The organism is Microbacterium sp. K41, from assembly GCF_004794395.1.
GTDB classification, from domain to species: Bacteria; Actinomycetota; Actinomycetes; order Actinomycetales; family Microbacteriaceae; genus Microbacterium; species Microbacterium sufflavum.
Window position 1 is genome coordinate 18,676 of the sequence record NZ_SSDO01000348.1, and the last position, 21,716, is coordinate 40,391.

Annotated in this window: 19 protein-coding genes; 7 read left to right on the top strand and 12 right to left on the bottom strand. The window is 67.7% G+C overall.

The features are described 5' to 3' along the window. On the bottom strand, positions 1 to 1,071 hold the full coding sequence (gene trpD, locus DW309_RS10725) for an anthranilate phosphoribosyltransferase (RefSeq protein WP_136045369.1): 1,071 nt from the start codon (positions 1,069 to 1,071) through the stop codon (positions 1 to 3). 192 nt (positions 1,072 to 1,263) lie between these two features. On the opposite strand from trpD, the gene ctaE reads away from it, so the two are divergent. The 6 genes from ctaE to DW309_RS10760 all read left to right on the top strand — a co-directional run bounded on the left by ctaE (position 1,264) and on the right by DW309_RS10760 (position 7,319). Then, positions 1,264 to 1,917, top strand: a complete 654-nt coding sequence (gene ctaE / locus DW309_RS10730) for an aa3-type cytochrome oxidase subunit III (protein ID WP_136028789.1) — start codon at positions 1,264 to 1,266, stop codon at positions 1,915 to 1,917. Positions 1,918 to 1,937: 20 nt separating this feature from the next. After that, the gene (gene qcrC, locus DW309_RS10735) at positions 1,938 to 2,738 is read left to right on the top strand and encodes a cytochrome bc1 complex diheme cytochrome c subunit (protein ID WP_136028788.1); all 801 of its coding nucleotides are present in this window, start codon (positions 1,938 to 1,940) and stop codon (positions 2,736 to 2,738) included. A gap of 36 nt (positions 2,739 to 2,774) precedes the next feature. After that, on the top strand, positions 2,775 to 3,851 hold the full coding sequence (qcrA, locus tag DW309_RS10740) for a cytochrome bc1 complex Rieske iron-sulfur subunit (protein WP_136028787.1): 1,077 nt from the start codon (positions 2,775 to 2,777) through the stop codon (positions 3,849 to 3,851). Further along, entirely contained in the window at positions 3,848 to 5,662 is a 1,815-nt protein-coding gene (qcrB, locus tag DW309_RS10745; protein WP_136045370.1) for a cytochrome bc1 complex cytochrome b subunit, read from the top strand. The genes qcrA and qcrB overlap by 4 nt, the downstream gene beginning before the upstream one ends. 601 nt (positions 5,663 to 6,263) lie before the next feature. Beyond that, entirely contained in the window at positions 6,264 to 6,800 is a 537-nt protein-coding gene (locus DW309_RS10755) for a GNAT family N-acetyltransferase (protein WP_136045372.1), read from the top strand. 99 nt (positions 6,801 to 6,899) lie between these two features. After that, positions 6,900 to 7,319 (top strand): rhodanese-like domain-containing protein, encoded by a 420-nt coding sequence (locus DW309_RS10760; protein ID WP_136045373.1) that lies wholly within the window; start codon positions 6,900 to 6,902, stop codon positions 7,317 to 7,319. A 68-nt stretch (positions 7,320 to 7,387) separates the two neighbouring features. On the opposite strand, the gene ctaF is transcribed toward DW309_RS10760, so the two are convergent. From ctaF to DW309_RS10785, 5 genes are all read right to left on the bottom strand, one after another. Then, positions 7,388 to 7,822, bottom strand: a complete 435-nt coding sequence (gene ctaF, locus DW309_RS10765) for a cytochrome c oxidase subunit 4 (RefSeq protein WP_025105064.1) — start codon at positions 7,820 to 7,822, stop codon at positions 7,388 to 7,390. Positions 7,823 to 7,825: 3 nt separating this feature from the next. Next, positions 7,826 to 9,559, bottom strand: coding sequence for an aa3-type cytochrome oxidase subunit I (gene ctaD, locus DW309_RS10770; RefSeq protein ID WP_205812734.1), 1,734 nt, complete (start codon positions 9,557 to 9,559; stop codon positions 7,826 to 7,828). A gap of 3 nt (positions 9,560 to 9,562) precedes the next feature. Beyond that, the gene (ctaC, locus tag DW309_RS10775; RefSeq protein ID WP_136031360.1) at positions 9,563 to 10,459 is read right to left on the bottom strand and encodes an aa3-type cytochrome oxidase subunit II; all 897 of its coding nucleotides are present in this window, start codon (positions 10,457 to 10,459) and stop codon (positions 9,563 to 9,565) included. A gap of 142 nt (positions 10,460 to 10,601) precedes the next feature. Next, the gene (gene erpA / locus DW309_RS10780; protein ID WP_136031358.1) at positions 10,602 to 10,964 is read right to left on the bottom strand and encodes an iron-sulfur cluster insertion protein ErpA; all 363 of its coding nucleotides are present in this window, start codon (positions 10,962 to 10,964) and stop codon (positions 10,602 to 10,604) included. 69 nt (positions 10,965 to 11,033) lie between these two features. Beyond that, entirely contained in the window at positions 11,034 to 12,437 is a 1,404-nt protein-coding gene (locus DW309_RS10785; protein WP_136045374.1) for a dipeptidase, read from the bottom strand. Between the two features lie 45 nt (positions 12,438 to 12,482). Between DW309_RS10785 and DW309_RS10790 the strand changes: the two genes are divergently transcribed. Further along, a complete protein-coding gene (locus tag DW309_RS10790) occupies positions 12,483 to 13,055 on the top strand; it encodes a DUF3043 domain-containing protein (RefSeq protein WP_136031354.1) in 573 nt (190 codons plus the stop codon). Here DW309_RS10790 and DW309_RS10795 read toward each other — a convergent pair. From DW309_RS10795 to DW309_RS19560, 6 genes are all read right to left on the bottom strand, one after another. Next, positions 13,030 to 14,067 carry a quinone-dependent dihydroorotate dehydrogenase gene (locus DW309_RS10795; RefSeq protein WP_136045375.1) on the bottom strand — a complete coding sequence of 346 codons (1,038 nt, stop codon included), beginning with the start codon at positions 14,065 to 14,067 and terminating at the stop codon, positions 13,030 to 13,032. The genes DW309_RS10790 and DW309_RS10795 overlap by 26 nt on opposite strands. A 10-nt stretch (positions 14,068 to 14,077) precedes the next feature. Next, positions 14,078 to 14,548, bottom strand: a complete 471-nt coding sequence (gene nrdR, locus DW309_RS10800) for a transcriptional regulator NrdR (RefSeq protein WP_136037296.1) — start codon at positions 14,546 to 14,548, stop codon at positions 14,078 to 14,080. 10 nt (positions 14,549 to 14,558) lie between these two features. Then, complete coding sequence (gene hisD / locus DW309_RS10805; protein ID WP_136031349.1) at positions 14,559 to 15,863, bottom strand: histidinol dehydrogenase; 1,305 nt, start codon at positions 15,861 to 15,863, stop codon at positions 14,559 to 14,561. Between the two features lies 1 nt (position 15,864). Continuing rightward, positions 15,865 to 17,106: a DUF2637 domain-containing protein gene (locus DW309_RS10810; protein WP_136045376.1), complete on the bottom strand. Its 1,242-nt coding sequence runs from the start codon at positions 17,104 to 17,106 to the stop codon at positions 15,865 to 15,867. Between the two features lie 68 nt (positions 17,107 to 17,174). Continuing rightward, complete coding sequence (gene dnaE / locus DW309_RS10815) at positions 17,175 to 20,693, bottom strand: DNA polymerase III subunit alpha (RefSeq protein WP_136031345.1); 3,519 nt, start codon at positions 20,691 to 20,693, stop codon at positions 17,175 to 17,177. Positions 20,694 to 20,763: 70 nt separating this feature from the next. Continuing rightward, positions 20,764 to 21,716 (bottom strand): hypothetical protein (locus DW309_RS19560; RefSeq protein ID WP_168387245.1); only part of this gene is annotated, 953 nt, incomplete at its 5' end.

Below are 21,716 nucleotides of genomic sequence, written 5' to 3' on the forward strand. Positions count from 1 at the left end.
TCACTCCTCGACGGCGGCCAGTTCGCGGCTCGCACCGATCCACGCGTCGAGCTTCGCGAGGGCCCGCCCGTCGTCGACCGCCGCGGACGCGCGAGCGTATCCCTCACGCAGACGCTCCAGGATCGGCCGCTGCACCTGCGTGGCGTCCTGCGAGAGCTCGAACGCGACGATGCCGGCCGCGGCGTTGAGCAGCACGATGTCACGCACGGGCCCGGTCTCACCCGCGAGCGTGCGTCGCAGCACCTCCGCGTTGTGCTCGGGCGAGCCGCCGATCAGGTCGGCGAGGTCGGCGAGCGGGATGCCGAGGTCGCGCGGATCCAGGTCGTGCTCGTGGATGTCTCCTCGGGTCACCTCCCAGATGCGACTGTGACCGGTCGTGGTGAGCTCGTCCAGCCCGTCGTCTCCGCGGAACACGAGGGCGGTGGCGCCGCGGGTGCGGAAGACGCCGGTGATGAGCGGCACCCGCTCCATCTGCGCCACCCCCACCGCGTTCGCTTCGGCTCGTGCGGGGTTGCAGAGCGGGCCGAGCATGTTGAACACGGTCGGAACGCCGAGCTGCGCGCGCACGGCTCCCGCGTGCTTGAACCCGGGATGGAACGCCCCGGCCCACGCGAAGGTGATCCCGGTCCGGTCGAGGATCGAGGCCACGGCAGCGGGGTCCAGCGAGAGTTCCAGGCCGAGCGCGCCGAGCACGTCGGAGGAGCCGGATGCCGAGCTCGCAGCGCGATTGCCGTGCTTGACGACAGGGACTCCGGTAGCGCCGATGATGATGGCCGCGGTCGTGGACACGTTGACGGTCCCGACGCGGTCGCCCCCCGTTCCGACGATGTCGAGAACGTCCGGCGAGACCGGGAGAGGAACGGCCGCCTCGAGGATCGCGTCCCGGAAGCCGACGATCTCGTCGATGGTCTCCCCCTTGGCCCTGAGTGCGATGAGGAACCCCGCGAGCTGCGCCTCGGTGACCGAGCCCGACATGATCTGGCGCATCGCCCATGTGGATTCCCAGACGCTGAGGTCCCGATGCTCCAGAAGGGTGGTGAGCACATCGGACCAGGTCAGGGATTCAGCCATGTGTGCGATCCTATCGGCGCGGAGAAAACGTGCAGATCGATCCGCGCTTCCGCGCAGACGGGTGTCGACCGCCGTTTCCCGCGGATTCACCGATGATTCGCAGTGATCTCTTAGGGTCCCCTAAGTCGCTGACGAGGGATTCGACGGCCGTGGGTGCAAGAATCACGTCCGCGGATCGGCCATAATGGAGGGGTGACGACCTCAGCGACGTATGCCCCGGCGGCGAGAACGATCAAGCGGCCCAACCCGGTAGCTGTCGGCACCATTGTGTGGCTCGGCAGCGAGGTGATGTTCTTCGCGGGACTCTTCGCGATCTACTTCACGCTCCGCAGCACTTCACCCGAGCTCTGGGCCGACCGTACCGAGCTTCTGAACGTGCCGTTCGCGGCCGTCAACACGGCGATCCTCGTGCTCTCGTCGTTCACGTGCCAGATGGGCGTGTTCGCAGCCGAGGACCTCCAGCCCTACCGCATCGCGAAGGGCCAGAAGAACGGCGCCGGTCGCCGTCGTCTGTTCGGCTGGGGCATGGTCGAGTGGTTCTTCCTCACCTTCGCCCTCGGCGCGATCTTCGTCTCCGGCCAGGTCTGGGAGTACGCGCAGCTGGTCGCGGAGGGCATGCCCATCCAGGCCGACTCGTACGCCTCGGCCTTCTACCTGACGACCGGCTTCCACGCCCTGCACGTCACCGGCGGTCTCGTCGCGTTCCTCCTCGTCATCGGCCGCGCGTACGCCGTCAAGAACTTCCGGCACAAGGAGGCGACGTCCTCGATCGTGGTGTCTTACTACTGGCACTTCGTCGACGTCGTCTGGATCGTGCTGTTCTTCGTTATCTACTTCCTGAAATAAGAGCGGAGCTGATCCCCGAGATGGCACGAGAGAAGAAGCGCCGTTCGAGCGGTCGTCGCAGCCCACTGGCGGCGGCCGCGCTCATCGGAGCTGGACTGATGATCACGGGCGCCGTGTACGCAGGAGCGTCCGCCGCCTTCGCGGCCAACGACGCCCCTAGCGCGGCGACGCAGTTGACAGTGGAAGACGGCGAGAAGCTGTTCCAGGCGAACTGCGCCACCTGTCACGGCCTCGACCTGCAGGGCACCCCCAACGGACCGAGCCTCTACGGCGTCGGCGAGCTGGCTGTGGAGTTCCAGGTGTCGACCGGCCGCATGCCGCTGCAGATGCAGGGCCCGCAGGCACCGCAGAAGGAGCCGCAGTTCACCGAGGAGCAGATCCTCGCGATGTCGGCCTACGTGCAGTCCGAGGCCCCCGGTCCGACGTTCCCGTCCGACCGCATCCTGGACGGCGAGGGAGACGTCGCGCACGGTGCCGAGCTCTTCCGCGTCAACTGCGCGATGTGCCACAACGTCGCGGCCGCCGGTGGTGCTCTGACCGAGGGCAAGTACGCCCCCGCGATCACCGAGACCAGCGCGCTGCACATCTATGCCGCCATGGTCACCGGCCCGCAGAACATGCCGGTCTTCGGCGACATGAACCTGTCCGACGAGGACAAGCGCGACATCATCTCGGCCCTGCTCTTCCAGCAGCAGTCGGTGCAGATCGGTGGCTTCTCGCTGGGGTCGCTCGGCCCGGTTTCCGAGGGCCTGTTCGTGTGGATCTTCGGTATCGGCGCTCTGGTCGCCATCACCGTGTGGATCACGGCGAAGTCCAACTGACGCATATTCATCGAAGAGGAACGTACGAGGAGCACCATGGCACACGACGACGACTCGCAGGCTCTTGACAGGGCCTACCAGCCCTCTCCGGGGCTGGGTGTCGCAGTCAGCGATCCCGTGCAGAACCCCGGGCTGCCGCCGCACCGCGAGCGGATGACCGATAAGGACCCGCGCGCTGAGAAGGCTGCGGTCCGTACCGTCTACACGCTGTTCTACCTGTCGCTCGCCGGCAGCATCTGGGCGGTCGCCGCCTACATGCTGTTCCCGATCGAGAGCGGCGCGCTCATCGACATCCGGCAGAACAACCTCTTCATCGGTCTGGGCATCGCTCTCGCGCTGCTCGCCCTCGGCATCGGCGCGATCCACTGGTCGAAGGCGCTCATGTCCGACAAGGAGCACGTCGAGCTGCGCCACCCCACGCGGGGCAAGGACTCGACGCGCGAGGCCGCCATCAAGGCGTTCGCCGACGCCAACGAGGAGTCCGGATTCGGCCGCCGCACCATGATCCGCAACTCGCTGTTCGCGGCGATCGTGGCGTCGATCATCCCCGGAGTCACGCTGTTCCGCGGTCTCGCACCGCATTCCACGCCGGACGACCCGACCAAGGGCGACCCGGTGGCGCTGCTGAAGCACACGATGTGGGACAAGGGGATGCGCCTGGTGCGCGACCCCGACGGTACGCCGATCCGCGCCGCCGACGTCACGCTCGGCTCTGCCTTCCACGTCATCCCCGAGGACCTCGCCGAACTCGGCCACGACGAGGGCTACCTCGAGGAGAAGGCCAAGGCCATCGTGCTGATGATGCGCCTGCGGCCCGAGCAGCTGATCGAGGCCGAGGACCGCAAGGACTGGTCGTACGACGGCATCGTGGCCTACTCCAAGGTCTGCACCCACGTCGGCTGCCCGGTGGCTCTGTACGAGCAGCAGACGCACCACCTGCTGTGCCCGTGCCACCAGTCGCAGTTCGACGTCACCGACCACGCGAAGGTCATCTTCGGACCGGCCGCCCGTCCGCTTCCGCAGCTGCCCATCACCGTGGATGACGAGGGCTACCTCATCGCACGCAGCGACTTCACCGAACCCGTCGGCCCGAGCTTCTGGGAGCGCCATTGAGCACCGCAACGCTGTCCAAGGACGAGAAGGACACCAAGGCGCCTCTCGGCGGCCGCTTCGTCGGCGCCGCATCGAACTACATCGATGAGCGCACCAGCCTCTCCGGCTTCGTCAAGGAGCTCGGTCGCAAGATCTTCCCCGACCACTGGTCGTTCATGCTCGGTGAGATCGCCCTGTGGAGCTTCGTCGTCGTGTTCCTCTCCGGAACCTTCCTGACGTTCTTCTTCCAGGCCTCGATGGTCGAGACGCACTACACGGGCGCATACGCTCCCATGCGCGGAATCGCGATGTCCTCGGCTCTCGAGTCGACGCTGCACATCTCGTTCGACCTGCGCGGTGGGCTCCTGGTCCGCCAGATCCACCACTGGGCTGCGCTGGTCTTCATCGCGGGTATCGGCGTGCACATGCTGCGGGTGTTCTTCACCGGCGCGTTCCGCAAGCCGCGCGAGCTGAACTGGGTGATCGGCTTCCTGCTGTTCATCCTGGCGATGGCCGAGGGCTTCACCGGCTACTCGCTCCCCGACGACCTGCTCTCGGGCAACGGTCTGCGCATCATCGACGGCATGATCAAGGGCCTGCCCCTCATCGGCACCTGGACGTCGTTCCTCCTCTTCGGCGGCGAGTTCCCCGGCACCGACATCGTCGGCCGTCTCTACACCCTGCACATCCTGCTGCTCCCGATGCTGGTGATCGCCTTCATCGTCCTGCACCTGATGCTCATGGTCATCAACAAGCACACGCAGTTCGCCGGCCCCGGCCGCTCGAACGACAATGTCGTGGGCTACCCGATGATGCCGGTCTACATGTCCAAGATGGGCGGCTACCTGTTCATCGTCTTCGGCACCATCGTGCTGATCGCGACGTTCTTCCAGATCAACCCGATCTGGAACTACGGCCCGTACGACCCGTCCCCCGTCTCGGCGGGTACGCAGCCCGACTGGTACATCGGGTTCGCGGACGGCGCGCTGCGCCTCGCCCCGTCGAACTGGGACATCGTGTTCCTGAACCACACGTGGTCGTTCGGCATCCTGGCTCCGGTCGCAGTGCTCGGCCTGTTCATCGTGATCGTGGCGATCTACCCGTTCATCGAGGCGTGGGTCACGGGCGACAAGCGCGAGCACCACATCGCTCAGCGTCCCCGCAACGCGGCCACGCGCACGGCGATCGGTGTCGCGGGCGTCATCTTCTACGCCGTGCTGTGGGCGGCGGCATCGTCCGACCTCATCGCGACGCACTTCATGCTCACGATGGAGGGCGTGATCCACACGCTCCAGGTGCTGCTGTTCCTCGGCCCGATCATCGGCTACTTCGTCACCAAGCGCATCTGCATCGCGCTGCAGAAGAAGGACCGCGAGATCGTGCTGCACGGCTTCGAGTCGGGCCGCATCGTCCGCCTCCCCGGCGGCGAGTACATCGAGGTGCACCAGCCGGTCGACAAGTACGACCGCTGGAAGCTCATCGACATCGACGGCTACGAGCCCCTCGTGGTGCGCCCGAACGCCAAGGGCCGCATCCCGTGGACGGAGAACCTCCGTTCGGCGATGTCGCGCTGGTTCTTCGAGGACCGTCTGGCTCCGCTCACGCAGGCCGAGGTTGACGCCGCCGATGCACACCAGCACCACGTCACGGCGGACAACGAGGCGGCCGAGGCCGCGGAGATCCAGGGCGCTCACGAGCGCGCCGGCTTCCCCGACGCCCCGCTCACGGTGGACGAGACTCACGTCGACGAGACGCCGAACACGCCCAGCACGGTGATCTCGACGGAGCCCGTGAAGCGTCCGCGCAAGAAGAAGTCGGAGGACGACGAGTAGTCGCCACTCCCCCGCTGAAGGCCCCGTCCCGTCGGACGGGGCCTTCGTCGTCTCACCGATGAGAGGATCACTTCATGTCATCCAGTGCTCGGCCAGCTCGCTCGCGCGCACATTCGCCCCGACGCGCGCTCCATCTCGCCGCTGAGTCTGCCGCCGGTCCCCACGCCGCTGCTGGCCCCCTCGCCGGTCCCCACGGCGCTGCTGGATCCCTATCCCTCGACGATCTCAACGACGCCGGCGGACCCGTCACCGCCGCCTCTACAGCCGCAGCTCCCACCGGCAGCACTCACGTCGTCGCTCCTGGACCCCTCGCCGGTCCCCACGCCGCTGCCGGGCCCCTTGCCCCCGCCGCTCCCCCTGACGGCACTCACGCCGGCGCTGCTGAGCCCATCGCCGAAGCCCGTACCGACATCCACATCGTTGGACATGGAGCCCGTAACGTGCACCGCTGGTTCGCGTCTGTCACGCGGTCCATGCCGAACCCATCGACCCCTGCATCGGCCACGACCGACACGTTCCCGATCACGCTGGACATGGGGCACGCGGCCCAGGACGAAACGACACGGAGCACCCCCGCCGTCATCGGCTCGGCGGCGTCGCTATGACACGCGTGCGTATCCGGCCGGCGGAGCCGCAGGACATCGCTGCTCTGGAGGAGATCGAGCTCGCGGCCGATCGTCTCCTGGTCGAACGCTTCCGCGCGCAGGACTGGCCGCCCCCGGCGACGGCGGCCGAGCGCGCCGCCCATGATGGCTACGTCCTGGTCGGCGAGGTGGTCGATTCGCGCCGTGCCGCGCATCCCGCCCGACCTGCGCTCACCGTCGTCGGCTTCGCCCACGTCCTGCAGATCGACGGAGATGGGCATCTCGAGCAACTGTCGGTGCACCCTGATCATGGTCGCCGGGGTATCGGTCGGCAGCTGGTGCATGCCGCGCAGGACGAGAGCGTTCGACGGGGGAATCAGCGCATCACCCTGCGCACCTACGCCGAGGTTCCCTGGAACGCCCCGTTCTACGCCACGTGCGGGTTCGCCGTGAGCACTCCCGATACGCCGTTCCTCGAGTCCCTCGTGAGCATCGAGCACGCCCTCGGGCTGGACGCATACGGGACACGCGTGCAGATGACGCGGCGCCACTGACGGCGGGGGCCACTGACAGCGGGGGCCAACGGCAGAATCCGCACGACCGACGTCCGTCTCACTGCGCCACGCGGCCAGAGCGGGAACTAGCGTGGAGACATGATCTCGCGCTCCGACTACTTCGCCGCCAAGCTTGCCTATGAAACGGATCCCGCCGACGTGCACGCCGCGCGCACCGCGGGCGAACAGCTCGTCGTGATCGATGTCCGGTCCTCGGAGGCGTGGACCCAGGGGCGCGTGACGGGCGCGGTTCACATGCACCACAGTGAGATCGCCGCCCGGGCGCCGCAGGAGATCTCCCCCGACGCCGAGGTCGTGGTGTACTGCTGGAGCCCCGGCTGCAACGGCGGTACGCGGGGCGCGGCCGAGTTCGCCAGCCTCGGGTATCGGGTCCGCGAGATGATCGGCGGATTCGAGTACTGGGTGCGAGAGGGATACCCGGTCGAAGATGCCGATGGCGTGCACCACCGCCCCGTCGATCCCCTCACCGGGATTCCACGGATCCGCACGCGCGCCTGAACGCCGCACTCACACACACGGCAAAGGCCCCCCGGAACGATCCGGGGGGCCTTTCGCAGGTACAGCGCTCAGCGGGCGAAGTTCCCGCGGTAGTACTCGTAGACCCAGCCGACGATCGCGACCACGAAGATCGCGAGACCGATCGGCAGGAGGAAGTGCCCCACCGCGAGCCCGACAACGAACACACCGGCCGAAGCGGCGAGCACGAGCGGCCACCACGACCACGGGCTGAACTCTCCGAGCTCGGGGTCACCGTCGTCGATGTCGGAGGTCAGGATGTCTTCCGGCAGCTCACCGTTCTGCGCCTTGTGGGTGCGGTCGAGGTAGAACGCGACCATCGCTCCCATGAAGGCGGAGAAGAACAGCGCCACGGTGCCGACCCACTCGATCTGATTCACGAGCGGCAGGCCGGGGTGGGCGAGGATGTTCCAGCCCGTGTAGACGACGCCCACAAGGGCGAAGAACGCGGTCAGGACCCACCAGATGATGACGTTATCGCGCATGACTCAGTGGCCCTCTCGCTCGCCGGGTGCGGTGGTCGCGAACTCGGCCGCCTCCGGGTGGTTCAGGTCGAACGCGGGACGCTCGCTGCGGATACGCGGGATCGACGTGAAGTTGTGCCGCGGCGGCGGGCACGAGGTCGCCCACTCGAGCGAGGCGCCGTAACCCCACGGGTCGTTCACCGTCACCTTGGGCGCCTTGCGCGCGGTGATCCAGACGTTCAGGAAGAACGGCAGCATCGAGGCGCCGAGGATGATCGCGCCGATCGTGGAGACCTGGTTCTGCCAGGTCCAGCCATCGGCCGCCGAGTAGTCCGCGTAGCGACGCACCATGCCGTCCACACCCAGCCAGTGCTGGATCAGGAAGGTCATGTGGAAGCCGACGAACAGCATCCAGAAGTGCACGTAGCCCAGACGCTCGTTGAGCATGCGTCCCGTCCACTTAGGCCACCAGAAGTAGAAGCCCGCGAACATCGCGAACACGACCGTGCCGAACACCACGTAGTGGAAGTGCGCCACCACGAAGTACGAGTCGCTGAGGTGGAAGTCCAGCGGCGGGGCCGCGAGGATGACACCGGTCAGACCACCGAAGACGAACGACACCAGGAAGCCGAGCGCGAAGACCATCGGCGTCTCGAACGTGACCGACCCTCGCCAGAGCGTGCCGATCCAGTTGAAGATCTTCACGCCGGTCGGGACGGCGATGAGCATCGTCATCAGCGCGAAGAACGGCAGCAGCACAGAACCGGTGACGTACATGTGGTGCGCCCACACCGCGACCGATAGCGCGGCGATCGCGATCGTCGCGTACACCAGCGTCTTGTAGCCGAAGATCGGCTTCCGGCTGAAGACCGGGAAGATCTCCGAGACGATACCGAAGAACGGCAGCGCGATGATGTAGACCTCGGGGTGCCCGAAGAACCAGAACAGGTGCTGCCACAGGAGCACACCGCCGTTGGCCGGGTCGTAGACGTGAGCGCCGAGGACGCGGTCGGCGGCGGCGGCGAAGATCGCGGCCGCGAGCACCGGGAACGCCATCAGGATGAGCAGGCTGGTGATCAGCGTGTTCCACGAGAAGATCGGCATGCGCCACATGGTCATACCCGGGGCACGCATCGTGATGATCGTGGTGATGAAGTTCACCGCACCGAGAATCGTTCCGAAGCCGGAGATGCCCAGACCGAGCATCCAGAGGTTTCCACCGGCACCCGGCGAGAACGAGGCGTTGGCCAGCGGCTGATAGGCGAACCAGCCGAAGGAGGCGGCACCCTGCGGGGTCAGGAAGCCGGCGACGGCGATCGTCGACCCGAAGAGGAACAGCCAGAACGCGAAGGCGTTGAGACGTGGGAAGGCGACGTCGGGCGCACCGATCTGCAGCGGCAGGATCGCGTTGGCGAAACCGGCGAACAGCGGCGTCGCGAACATCAGCAGCATGATCGTGCCGTGCATCGTGAACAGCTGGTTGTACTGCTCCTTCGTCGGGATGATCTGCATGCCCGGCGCGAAGAGCTCGGCGCGGATGACCAGGGCCATCACGCCGCCGAGGAGGAAGAACAGCACAGACGCGATCAGGTACATGTACCCGATGGTCTTGTGGTCGGTGGAGGTGATCCACTTGACGACGATGTTGCCCTTCTGCTCCACACGCGAGGAGCTCATGAGAGCCGCCTGACGTGCGGGCAGAGTGGTGGGACGGGAGCGGGGTGCCTCGTCGGTGCGAGGAGCTTCAGTGGTCGACATGACTTACTCCTCTCCTTCCTCGGTGTCGGTCTTCCCGGAGGTGCCGGGGAGGTTCGAGAGACGGTCGTACGCGTCGGTGATGTCGCCCGTGTTGCCCTTCTCCTCGAGCGACTCGAGGTAGGCGTCGTACTCCTCCTGGGAGACGACCTTCACGTTGAACAGCATCATCGAGTGGTACTCACCGCAGAGCTCGGCGCACTTGCCGGCGTACTCGCCCTCGCGCGTCGGGATGAAGGACCAGGAGTTGTCCTTGCCGATGAACATGTCCTTCTTGTACAGGAAGTCGATGATCCAGAAGGAGTGGATCACATCGCGAGACTGAAGGTTGATCGTGACCTTCTTGTCGACGGGGAGCACCAGCGTCGGGAGCTCGGCCTTGTCGATGTTGCCCTCGGCATCGGGCTGGGCCTGGATGCCCATCGTCCAGACCGTGTCGTCTTCGGTGTCGCCGTTGTACTGGAAGTCCCACGCCCACTGCTTGGCGATCGCGGTGATCTCGACGTCGGGGTTGTCCCACTTGGTCTCGATCTCGGTCTGGTCGCGCGCCGTGAAGAAGAACATGCCCAGCACGAGGATGAGCGGCACGATCGTGTAGAAGATCTCGATCGGCATGTTGTAGCGCATCTGCACCGGGAGACCGGTCTGCCCCTTGCGCCGGCGGTACGCGATCGCGGCCCACGCCATGAGGCTCCAGGTGATGACGCCGACGGCGAGAAGAACGATCCAGGAGTTCACCCAGAGCGACGACACGCGCTCCGTCTGGTTGGTCGCTGCCGGGCCACCCTCCACGAAGCCCGGAAGAAAGCCGTTCAGCTCGGTGGGAGTACATCCCGCCAGAGCCACAGCTGCCACGACTCCCACAGGGAGTGCGGCCCAACGAAGGCGGCGTTTCGAGGGCACGATGCACCTTTCAGATTGCGGACAGGGCACGTTCAAGTCTAGAGCAACCTCACACCCGATTCATGCCATCCACGCAGGTTCCGCACGCGAAACGGCCGCCGTCACGCGAGGTGACGACGGCCGTGGTCCGGAAATCCGCAGATCAGTGGAAGCTGTCTCCACAGGCGCAGCTTCCCGCGGCGTTCGGGTTGTCGATCGTGAAGCCCTGCTCGGAGATCGTGTCCTTGAAGTCGATCGACGCGCCGTCGAGGTACGGGACGCTCATGTTGTCGACGATGACCTCGACGCCGTCGAAGTCGACCGTCTCGTCGCCCTCGAGGAAGCGCTCGTCGAAGTAGAGCTGGTAGATCAGGCCGGAGCACCCGCCGGGCTGAACGGCCACGCGCAGACGCAGGTCGTCACGGCCCTCCTGCTCCAGAAGGTTCTTGACCTTGGTGGCCGCGGCGTCCGTCAGGCTGACGCCGTGTGCGCGGGTGGTCTCTGCGGACAGGGTGGTGTCGGTCATGTCACTCCTTGGGACGGGCCGCGATACACGGCTTCTGTGACGATTCTACCGCCGCTTCCCGCGACGGGCTCAGAGCTCGACGGCGTTCATCCGTGCCAGCAGCAGGGCCTCGGTCGCGACCGCATGACGGAAGGTGTCCAGGTGCAGCGACTCGTTCGGGCTGTGCGCGCGGGAATGCGGGTCTTCCACTCCCGTCACGAGGATCTGCGCGTCGGGGAACTCGCGGACGAGGTCGGCGATGAACGGGATGGACCCGCCGACTCCCAGGTCGACCGGCGCCACGCCGTAGCCGTCGCGCATCGCGTCGCGGGTGAGCGAGACCGCCCAGCCGCTGGTGTCGACGAGGAACGGGTTGCCCAGGTCGACGTCGGAGAACGACAGTTCGGCGCCGAACGGGGCGTGGGCACGCAGATGCCGCTCCAGCGCGTCATACGCCTCCTGCCCCGTCTGCCCGGGTGCCACCCGCGCGCTGATCACGACGGTGACCTCCGGCAGCAGCGTGTTCGACGCGGCCGAAACGCTCGTCGCGTCGATGCCGATGACGGTCACCGACGGCTTGTTCCAGATGCGGCTCAGAATCGTCCCGTCGCCGATCGGCATCGTGCCGGGAAGGAGACCCGCTTCGTCGCGCAGGGTCGCCTCCGCGTACTCCGGCGTCTCCGCCTCGCGGCTCGTCATACCCTCGACGGCGACCGATCCGTCGGCGTCCCAGAGCGTCGAGAGCAGCCGGACGGTGGCCATCATCGCGTCGGGCACCGCGCCACCGAACATCCCCGAGTGGGACGCGTGGTCGAGCGTGCGGACCTTCATCGTGAACCGGGCGTTCCCCCGGAGCGACACGGTGAGCCCGGGCGTCACCGAATCCCAGTTGCCGGAGTCCGCCACGACGATGGCGTCGGCGCGGAGGGCGTCTTTGTTGTCGGCGAGGAACTGGGCGAACGAGCGGGAGCCGTACTCCTCCTCCCCCTCGATGAACATCGCGATCCCGAGGTCGAGGTCGGCACCGAGAACCGACGACACCGCGCGGATCGCACCGATGTGGGCCATGATCCCCGCCTTGTCGTCGGCGGCCCCGCGTCCGTAGAGGCGGCCGTCGCGCACCGTCGGCTCGAACGGCGGGGTCTCCCAGAGGGCGTCGTCGCCGGGGGGCTGCACATCGTGGTGGGCGTAGAGGAGGATCGTCGGCTTGCCGTTGCGAGCAGCGCGGGTCGCGAGCACCGCGGGCTGCCCGTGCTCATCGGTGCCCGGGATCGCGGCACGCAGCACACGCACCTCGTCGAACACCCCCGTGTCCCTGGCCAGCGTCGCGACGGCGTCCGCACTGCGCTCCAGCTGCGTCTGATCGAACGCGGGCCAGGCCATGCCGGGGATGCGGACCAGGTGCCCCAGATCGGACAGCACGGACGGGATGCCGGTGGCCACGGCCTCGAGGACGGCGGCGTCGGACTCGCTGGGAAGTGCAGGTGAGGTCATGCGAGTAATCTTAAGGTGACCATCTTCAGCGAACCGAGGAAACCCGTGGCCACTACCCCCGTCTCCCCTTCGACGAACGACGACGCCCCGCAGACGCCCGCCGTCGGCAAGGGGCGCGCCACGCCGACCCGCGCCGAGCAGGAGGCCGCGCGACGTCGGCCGCTGGTGGCCAACACCAAGGAGGCGAAGGCGGCCGCCCGTGCCGAGCTGAACGAGCGGCGCGCACGCGCCCAGGCGGGGATGGCCGCCGGTGAGGAGAAGTACCTCCCGGTGCGCGACAAGGGCCCGCAGCGGCGCTGGGTGCGCGACTACGTCGACGCGGGCTGGCACCCGGCGGAGTTCGTCATGGGCGTCATGGTGCTGGTGATCCTGGCGTCACTCCTGCCGACGAACCTCATGATCTCGTTCTACGCGTACCTGTTCATGATGGCGTACCTCGTCATCGCGATCGGCGGCATGATCCTGCTCGGCCTTCGGGTCAAGCGCAAGGCGGCCGCGAAGTTCGGCGCCGACCGCGTCGAGAAGGGCCTCGGATGGTACGCCGGCATGCGCGCACTGCAGATGCGGTTCATGCGCCTGCCGAAGCCGCAGGTCAAGCGCGGGCAGTACCCCGACTGACCAGCCCGCGGTTGATCTCGCGACCCCAGAACGGGCCGCGGTAGAGGAACGCCGTATACCCCTGCACCAGGGTCGCTCCAGCGTCCAGACGCTCCTGCACGTCGGCGGCTGTCTCCACTCCGCCGACCGCGATCACGCAGAAGTCCTCGGGCACCGCGGAACGGACGACCCTCAACACCTCGAGAGAGCGCCGCTTGAGGGGAGCACCGGAGAGCCCGCCGGCACCCGCAGCCTCGACCGTCGCGGCATCGGTGACGAGCCCGTCCCTGCTGATCGTGGTGTTGTGGGCAATGATCCCCGCTAGTCCCTCCGAAACGGCGAGCTGCGCGATCGCGGTGATCTCATCGTCGGCGAGGTCGGGCGCGATCTTGACCAGCAGCGGGGTCGAGCCCGAAGCGTCGCGGACGGCGCGCAGCAGTGGCGCCAGCGTCTCCACCGCCTGAAGCCCGCGAAGGCCGGGAGTGTTCGGAGAGGAGACGTTCACCGCGAGGTAGTCGGCGAGAGGCGCGAGCCGGGTGGCTGACGCGACGTAGTCGGCGGTCGCGTCCTCGACATCGACCACGCGGCTCTTGCCGATGTTGACCCCGATGACCGTGTCCGGCGCGCCCCGCCGGAGCCGGGCCAGACGACGGGCCGCGGCGTCCGCTCCCCTGTTGTTGAAGCCCATCCGGTTGATCACGGCACGGTCGGCGATCAGGCGGAAGAGCCGCGGCTTCGGATTCCCGTCCTGCGGGATCGCCGTGATCGTGCCCACCTCGACGTGTCCGAAGCCGAGCGCGGCGAGACCTCGTACGCCGACCGCGTTCTTGTCGAAGCCCGCGGCGATACCGAACGGCGACGGGAACGTGAGACCCAGCGCCTCCACACGCAGTGACGAATCCGGCCTGGTCATCGCGCGGGTCGCCCAGGACAGCGGCGGGACACCGACGGCACGGATGACGGCCATGCCGGCGTGGTGGGCGAACTCGGGATCGAAGCGCGACAGGACGGCGCGGAAGAGGAGGGGATACATCCCTGCCAGATTACCGGTCGCCCGCCTCCGCCTTCGCGTGGTCGGCGCGGAGATCGCCGATGGCCGCCTCGAAGTCCTCCAGAGAGTCGAACGCCTGATAGACGCTCGCGAATCGAAGGAACGCGACCTCATCGAGCTCACGCAGCGGACCCAGGATTGCCAGGCCGATCTCGTTGGTATCGAGCTGGGACACCCCGGTCTGACGCACCGCCTCTTCCACGCGCTGCGCGAGGATCGCCAGGTCGGCCTCCGTCACCGGACGCCCCTGACAGGCCTTTCGCACGCCGGAGATCACTTTCTCCCGGCTGAACGGCTCCATCACGCCCGAGCGCTTGATCACGTTCAGGCTGGCCGTCTCCGTCGTCGAGAACCGTCCTCCGCACTCCGGACACTGTCGGCGACGGCGGATCGAGAGTCCGTCGTCGCTGGTGCGGGAATCGATGACCCTGGAGTCGGGGTGACGGCAGAAGGGGCAGTGCATCTGACCGATCCTACGCGGTGAACCGCGCCTCGATCGCCTCACCGTGCGCGGGCAGCGCTTCGCTGTTCGCCAGGGCGACGACCCCCTCGCGAACCGCGGCCAGGGCGGCGCGATCGTAGGAGACGACCTGCTGCGGACGGAGGAAGGTATAGGCGCCGAGGCCCGGTGCATAGCGCGCCTGGCCGCCGGTCGGCAGCACGTGGTTGCTCCCCGCCATGTAGTCGCCGAGGCTCACCGGGGTGTGGTCGCCCACGAACACCGCGCCGGCGCTGGTGAACGCCGCCGCTGCCTGCTCGGCGTCGGACAGGTGCAGTTCCAGGTGCTCCGGCGCGTACGCGTTGCTGAACGCCACCGCCATCGCGCGGTCGTCGACCAGGACGACCGCGGACTGCGGACCAGCCAACGCGGCAGCGACACGTGCGCTGTGGCGCGTCGCCGCGGTGAGCCGCTCGACCTCGGCGACGACCCGGTCCGCGAGTCCCTCCGCATCGGTGACGAGCACGGCCGACGCCTGCTCGTCGTGCTCGGCCTGGCTGACCAGGTCGGCGGCGACGAGACGCGGATCGGCGGTGGAATCCGCGACCACGAGGATCTCGGTCGCTCCAGCCTCGGAGTCCGTTCCGACGACACCCGCCACGGCCCGCTTGGCCGAGGCGACGTAGTTGTTGCCGGGGCCCGACACCACATCGACGGGATCGAGGCCGAGACCGGGGACACCGTGCGCGAAGGCACCGATCGCTCCCGCACCTCCCATGGCGTACACCTCGGTCACTCCGAGCAGAGCCGCGGCCGCCAGGATCGTCGGGTGGACACGACCGTCCTGATCCGCCTGCGGCGGCGAGGCCAGGGCGATCTGCTGCACCCCGGCGACCTGCGCGGGGACGACATTCATGACGACGCTCGACGGGTAGACGGCCTTTCCGCCGGGGATGTAGACACCGACCCTGTGCACGGGCTGCCACCGCTGAGTGATCGTGGCGCCCGCGCCGATGGTCGTGACCTGCGAGGCCGGGACCTGAGCGGCTGAGGCCAGGCGCACGCGCTGGATCGCCTCGTCGAGCGCCGCCCGCACTGCCGGATCGAGCGAGTCGAGGGCCTGCGTCATGTGCGCCTCAGGCACGCGAACCTCGTGCCCGACGACCCGGTCGAACCGCTCCGCCTGCTCTCGCAGCGCACCCTCACCGCGCTCCCGCACCTCCTCGACGAGGCGTGCCGCGGTGTCGAGCGCCTCCGCGCGCGCCTGCGTGGCGCGGGGGACGGCCGCGAGCATGTCCGCGGGCGAGAGCTCGCGCCCCCGCAGATCGATCGTGCGCATGTCAGCCCTTCGTGATGTCGGTGATGTCGTGGAGGTATCCGATGCGGCCGTCGTCATGGCGAACGACGTAGGCCCCTCCGCGATCCTCGATCACCAGCGCCCACGCGGTCGGCCCCACCCGGAAGATCGGCTCGCCGCGCTCGTCGTGCACATCGCGCTCGGTGGGCGCCAGGATCCAGAACGGTTGCGCCGCCTCCGTGTACTGGCGGGGGATCGTGGCCTCGACGTCGTCGTCCTGCTCGTCCGCGACGATCGGATTGACGGCCGTGGCATCGTCGGGGACATCGACCGCTCCTGTCTCCTCTCGAGCGGTCGTGCCGAGGAGCGACTCGATGCTCCCGGTGTCGGAGACGATCTCGGGCTGCTCGGCCCGGGAACGCCGGGAGTAGCTCGGCGTGTACTCCTCCTCGTCGGCCACGGGTATCGTCCCCGTGCCTCCGCCCGACGCGTGCGCAGTGAGCGGGATCCGGTCCGAGTAGTCGGCCGGGTACGCGTCGGTGTCGTCGTGACGCCGATCGCCATCGCCCGCATCGGGTACCACGTCGGTGACGGCGTCGGTTGCGGTGTCCGGGCTGGTGGGGGGTCCGGTGTCGATGACCGCGTCCGTGTCGGACTCCTCCGGCGACCCCACCGCCGCCTCGTCCTGAGTCTCCCCGGACGTCGACTCCGGGCGCGGACGGGCGATCACCGGCCGGACGGGATTCGCGTTCCGGTGCGCGAGAGTCACCAGCCGACCCTGGAAGTCTTCACGCAGCCCCGGGATCAGCGGTGCGAAAACGGTCAGGACGACCAGCGCCACCGACGTGATGACCTGCACGAGCGCGTTCCACGGCAGACCCCACTGACCCGTGGCGATCGCGGCGGACACCGCCAGCCAGAGGTTGCCCGCCCACACGCACGCGGATACGGCGAAGGCGACGGAGGCGAACTGATCGATGCCCAACGAGCCCACGCGGCGGATGCCGTCGGGAGAGAACCGGCGCAGCACCAGCAGGAACACGGCCACCGTCGGGACGCCGATCGGCAGGATCCACTGGATGCCGATGCCCCACAGCGAGACGCCGCCGCTGAGGGGGAAGAAGGAGACGAGGAACGACACCAGCCAGACGCCGACGATCAACAGCTCACGCAGTGTGAAGCCGAGGATGCCGTACTCCGGGGTCACTTCGTCGTCGTAGAGGACGCCGTCCTCGTCGCTGAACACCGCGTCGGCGGCATCCGGCTCGGGAAGTTCCGTGCTCATAGTGGTCCTTTCATCACCGGCGCACTCTGGCCGTGGCGGTGCTGTCGACGGCTCCCGATCCTACCCGTTCACCCCAGACAGGTCGGGCCGAGCAGTGACTTGAGGTCGCCGAAGAGGTCGGCCGACACCTTCACCGGCATCGGGACCTCGAACACCTTCGCCGTCCCGCCGCGGTGCACCCGAAGCAGCACCTCGGTCTCGCCGTTGTGCCGTCGCAGCACCTCGGCAAGCTCGTGCATCACGCGCTCGGTGGCGCGCTGCTCCGCGAGCACGAGCGACAGCGGGCCTGCGGCGTCGAACGAGCCCACATCGGGTGCGAAGGCCGACTGGGCATGCAGGTTGAGGCCGTCGTCGCGGCGCGACACCCTCCCCCGCACGGCCAGGATCGCGTCCTGCTGGAGGGTGTGCTGGAACTCCGTGTACGTCTTGCCCATGAACATCACGGTGACCTCGCCGTTGAAGTCCTCGACCGTGATCATGCCGTACGGGTTTCCGCTGGCCTTCGCCACCCGGTGCTGCACGCTCGTGACCAGGCCCGCGACCGTCACCTGGTCGCCGTCCTGCAGGTCCTCCGAGTTGTTGAGGTCATGGATCGAGATCGACGCGTGCTTCGCCAAAGGCACCTCGAGGCCCGCGAGCGGATGGTCGGACACGTACAGCCCGAGCATCTCCCGCTCGAACGCCAGCTTGTCCTTCTTGATCCACTCGGGTCGGGCGGGGACCTTGGCCGGCGCGACCTCCTCCAGCCCGTCGTACAGGCTGTCGAAGTCGAACCCGATCGCGCCCTGAGCCTCGTTGCGCTTCCGGTCGACCGCGGCCTCCACGGCGTCCTCGTGCACCTCCAGCAGCGCACGCCTCGTGTCGCCCATCGAGTCGAACGCGCCCGCCTTGATGAGCGACTCCACGGTGCGCTTGTTGGCGACATGCAGCGGGACCTTGTCGAGGAAGTGGTGGAACGACGTGAAGCGCTCATCCTTCCTGGCCTGCACGATCCCGTCGACGACGTTGGTGCCCACGTTGCGCACCGCTCCCAGACCGAAGCGGATGTCGTCGCCGACGGCGGCGAAGAAGTTGATCGACTCCGAGACGTCGGGCGGCAGCACCCGGATACCCATGCGGCGGCACTCGTTCAGGTACAGCGCCATCTTGTCCTTCGAGTCGCCGACGCTCGTCAGCAGCGCCGCCATGTACTCGGCCGGGTAGTGCGCCTTCAGGTACGCGGTCCAGTAGGACACGAGACCATACGCGGCGGAGTGCGCTTTGTTGAACGCGTAGTCGGAGAAGGGCAGGAGGATGTCCCACAGCGCCTTGATCGCGCCCTCGCCGAAGCCGCGCTCCTTCATACCGCCGGCGAAGCCCTCGTACTGCTTGTCCAGCTCGGACTTCTTCTTCTTGCCCATCGCGCGACGGAGGATGTCGGCCTGACCGAGGCTGAACCCGGCGACCTTCTGCGCGATGGCCATCACCTGCTCCTGGTAGATGATGAGGCCGTAGGACTCCTCCAGGATCTCGGCCAGGGGTTCCTCGAGCTCCGGGTGGATCGGCGTGATCTGCTGCTGGCCGTTCTTGCGCAGCGCGTAGTTCGTGTGCGAGTTCGCGCCCATCGGGCCCGGGCGGTACAGCGCGATGAGGGCCGAGATGTCACCGAAGTTGTCCGGCTTCATCAGGCGCATGAGCGACCGCAGCGGAGGGCTGTCGAGCTGGAACACGCCCAGCGTGTCGCCGCGCGCGAGGAGCTCGTAAACCGCAGGGTCGTCGAGTCCGAGGTGCTCGAGGTCGAGCTCCTCGCCTCGGTTCATGCGGATGTTGTCGAGCGCGTCCGAGATGATCGTGAGGTTGCGCAACCCCAGGAAGTCCATCTTGATCAGGCCGAGCGTCTCGCACGACGGGTAGTCGAACTGCGTGACGATCTGCCCGTCCTGCTCGCGGCGCATGATGGGGATGATGTCGAGCAGCGGCTCCGACGACATGATCACACCGGCAGCGTGCACGCCCCACTGGCGCTTGAGCCCCTCGAGCCCGAGCGCGCGATCGAACACCGTCTTCGCCTCGGGGTCTGTCTCGATCAGCGCCCGGAACTCGCTCGCCTCCTTGTAGCGCGGGTGCGCGGAGTCGAACATGCCGTCGAGGGGCATGTCCTTGCCCATGACGGCGGGGGGCATGGCCTTGGTCAGACGCTCCCCCATGCTGAACGGGAACCCGAGCACGCGGCCGGCATCCTTGAGCGCCTGCTTGGACTTGATCGTGCCGTAGGTCACGATCTGCGCCACGCGCTCGGAGCCGTACTTCTCCGTCACGTACTCGATGACCTCGCCACGGCGGCGGTCGTCGAAGTCGACGTCGAAGTCGGGCATCGAGACGCGGTCCGGGTTGAGGAAGCGCTCGAAGATGAGACCGTGCTCCAGGGGGTCGAGGTCGGTGATCCGCATCGCGTACGCCACCATCGATCCGGCACCGGAGCCTCGGCCGGGACCGACGCGGATGCCGTTGTCCTTGGCCCAGTTGATGAAGTCGGCGACGACGAGGAAGTAGCCAGGGAACCCCATCTGCAGGATGATGCCGGTCTCGTACTCCGCCTGCTTGCGCACCCGGTCGGGGATACCGCTCGGGTAGCGGTAGTGGAGGCCCTTCTCGACCTCCTTGATGAGCCAGCTGTCTTCGGTCTCGCCGTCTGGCACGGGGAAGCGGGGCATGTAGTTGGCGGAGGTGTTGAACTCCACCTCGCAGCGCTCGGCGATCAGCAGCGTGTTGTCGCACGCCTCCGGGTGATCGCGGAACAGCTGCCTCATCTCGGCCGCGGTCTTGATGTAGTACCCGTCGCCGTCGAACTTGAAGCGGTTCGGGTCGTCGAGCGTTGACCCCGACTGCACGCACAACAGCGCCTCGTGCGCGTCGGCCTCGTGCTGGTGCGTGTAGTGCGAGTCGTTCGTGGCCACCAGCGGGATGCCCAGGTCTTTGGCCAGCCGCAGCAGGTCGGTCATCACCCGGCGCTCGATCGACAGGCCGTGGTCCATGATCTCGGCGAAGTAGTTCTCCTTGCCGAAGATGTCCTGGAACTCCGCCGCCGCCGCCCGCGCCGCGTCGTACTGCCCGAGACGAAGACGCGTCTGCACCTCGCCCGAGGGGCACCCGGTCGTCGCGATGAGGCCCTTGCCGTAGGTCTGCAGCAGCTCGCGGTCCATGCGGGGCTTGAAGTAGTAGCCCTCCATGCTCGACAGCGAGCTGAGCCGGAAGAGGTTGTGCATCCCCTCGGTGCTCTGACTCCACATCGTCATGTGGGTGTACGCGCCGGACCCCGAGACGTCGTCGCTCTTCTGATCGGGCGAGCCCCACTGCACGCGGGTCTTGTCGCTGCGGTGCGTGCCGGGGGTGACGTACGCCTCCAGCCCGACGATCGGCTTTATGCCCGCGGCCTGAGCCGCCCGGTAGAACTCGAACGCCGCGAACGTGTTGCCGTGGTCGGTCACGGCGATCGCCGGCATGCCGTAGTCGGCCGCCGCCTGCGTCATGGCATTGATCTTCGCCGCGCCGTCCAGCATCGAGTATTCGCTGTGCACATGCAGGTGGACGAAGGAATCGGATGCCATGCTCCGAGTCTACGGCGGGGCCCCGACACCGAGATCGGTGCCGGGGCCCGTGTCCGGGTCGCCGTGGCTGTCAGGGGATCGCGTCGACGATCGACACCGTCGCGGTGTATCGGATGTCGGGGACGTCGGTCGGAACCATGTCGCCGTCCGCACCGTCCGTGCGGTCGTAGCGCAGCGTGTACTCGCTCATCCAGCCGGTCGTCGTATCGACCGTCAGGGTGTCGGTCCGCGCATCGATGTGCTGGAACCGTGCGCGGTAGATCACGGTCCCACCGGACGGGGTGGCCTCGACGAGCGGGGAGAGGGCGAGGGCCGAGATCAGTGCCTCGCGGAGATCGGCCGGGGCCACATTAGACCGGAGCGCGTCCATGATCGTGATGACCGCTGCCTCGTCCGCCTGCTCCGGCACCATCTCGTACCCGCGCTCGAAGCTCTTCGCGAACTCCAGCAACGCCTGCGGATCGCGGGGGAACTGCGCGAAGTACTCTGTCGAGCCGGTGGGCGGCCCCACCTCGGTATCGAATCCCCCGGTGAACGTCCATCGGCCCACGCTGTCGTTCGCCGGGAACAGGTTGTCCCAGGCCAGCTCCCCCGCAGGCCACTGGTCCTCGGGGAAGAACTGCAGCCGCTGGGAGTTCGGGCCGTTGCTCCCCCTCCACTCGCCCGAGCGATCAGCGGGGACGAACGTCTCGCTGTGGTCCCGAACCAGGAGCGCGCCGATCGGCGCGAGGCCGTCCTGATGCCAGGGCCAGGTGAACACCGTCACCCGCGCGTCCCGATACAGGAGAGAGTCCACCGTCGTGGTGACGTGCAGATACTGCCCCGCCTGCGGGGTCGTACCGGGGAACGGCTCGGTCGCACCCGTCCCCGACGTCGCCGACGGACGCGGCAGCGGGTCGCCGTGCGGGCGCGGATCGAGCGTCTGCACCGGCACGGCTTCCACGCGCGGCTCCGGTGCCGTCAGCTGGCTCAGCATCACGACCCCGGCCGTGGCGGCCGCGACCCCCGCGACCGCCCCGGCGA

Coding starts and splice junctions, on each gene's coding strand:
- trpD (WP_136045369.1), bottom strand. CDS start 1,071: ATGGCTGAATCCCTGACCTGGTCCGATGTGCTCACCACCCTTCTGGAG.
- qcrC (WP_136028788.1), top strand. CDS start 1,938: ATGGCACGAGAGAAGAAGCGCCGTTCGAGCGGTCGTCGCAGCCCACTG.
- qcrA (WP_136028787.1), top strand. CDS start 2,775: ATGGCACACGACGACGACTCGCAGGCTCTTGACAGGGCCTACCAGCCC.
- DW309_RS10755 (WP_136045372.1), top strand. CDS start 6,264: ATGACACGCGTGCGTATCCGGCCGGCGGAGCCGCAGGACATCGCTGCT.
- DW309_RS10760 (WP_136045373.1), top strand. CDS start 6,900: ATGATCTCGCGCTCCGACTACTTCGCCGCCAAGCTTGCCTATGAAACG.
- ctaF (WP_025105064.1), bottom strand. CDS start 7,822: ATGCGCGATAACGTCATCATCTGGTGGGTCCTGACCGCGTTCTTCGCC.
- ctaD (WP_205812734.1), bottom strand. CDS start 9,559: ATGTCGACCACTGAAGCTCCTCGCACCGACGAGGCACCCCGCTCCCGT.
- erpA (WP_136031358.1), bottom strand. CDS start 10,964: ATGACCGACACCACCCTGTCCGCAGAGACCACCCGCGCACACGGCGTC.
- DW309_RS10785 (WP_136045374.1), bottom strand. CDS start 12,437: ATGACCTCACCTGCACTTCCCAGCGAGTCCGACGCCGCCGTCCTCGAG.
- DW309_RS10795 (WP_136045375.1), bottom strand. CDS start 14,067: ATGTATCCCCTCCTCTTCCGCGCCGTCCTGTCGCGCTTCGATCCCGAG.
- nrdR (WP_136037296.1), bottom strand. CDS start 14,548: ATGCACTGCCCCTTCTGCCGTCACCCCGACTCCAGGGTCATCGATTCC.
- hisD (WP_136031349.1), bottom strand. CDS start 15,863: ATGCGCACGATCGATCTGCGGGGGCGCGAGCTCTCGCCCGCGGACATG.
- DW309_RS10810 (WP_136045376.1), bottom strand. CDS start 17,106: ATGAGCACGGAACTTCCCGAGCCGGATGCCGCCGACGCGGTGTTCAGC.
- dnaE (WP_136031345.1), bottom strand. CDS start 20,693: ATGGCATCCGATTCCTTCGTCCACCTGCATGTGCACAGCGAATACTCG.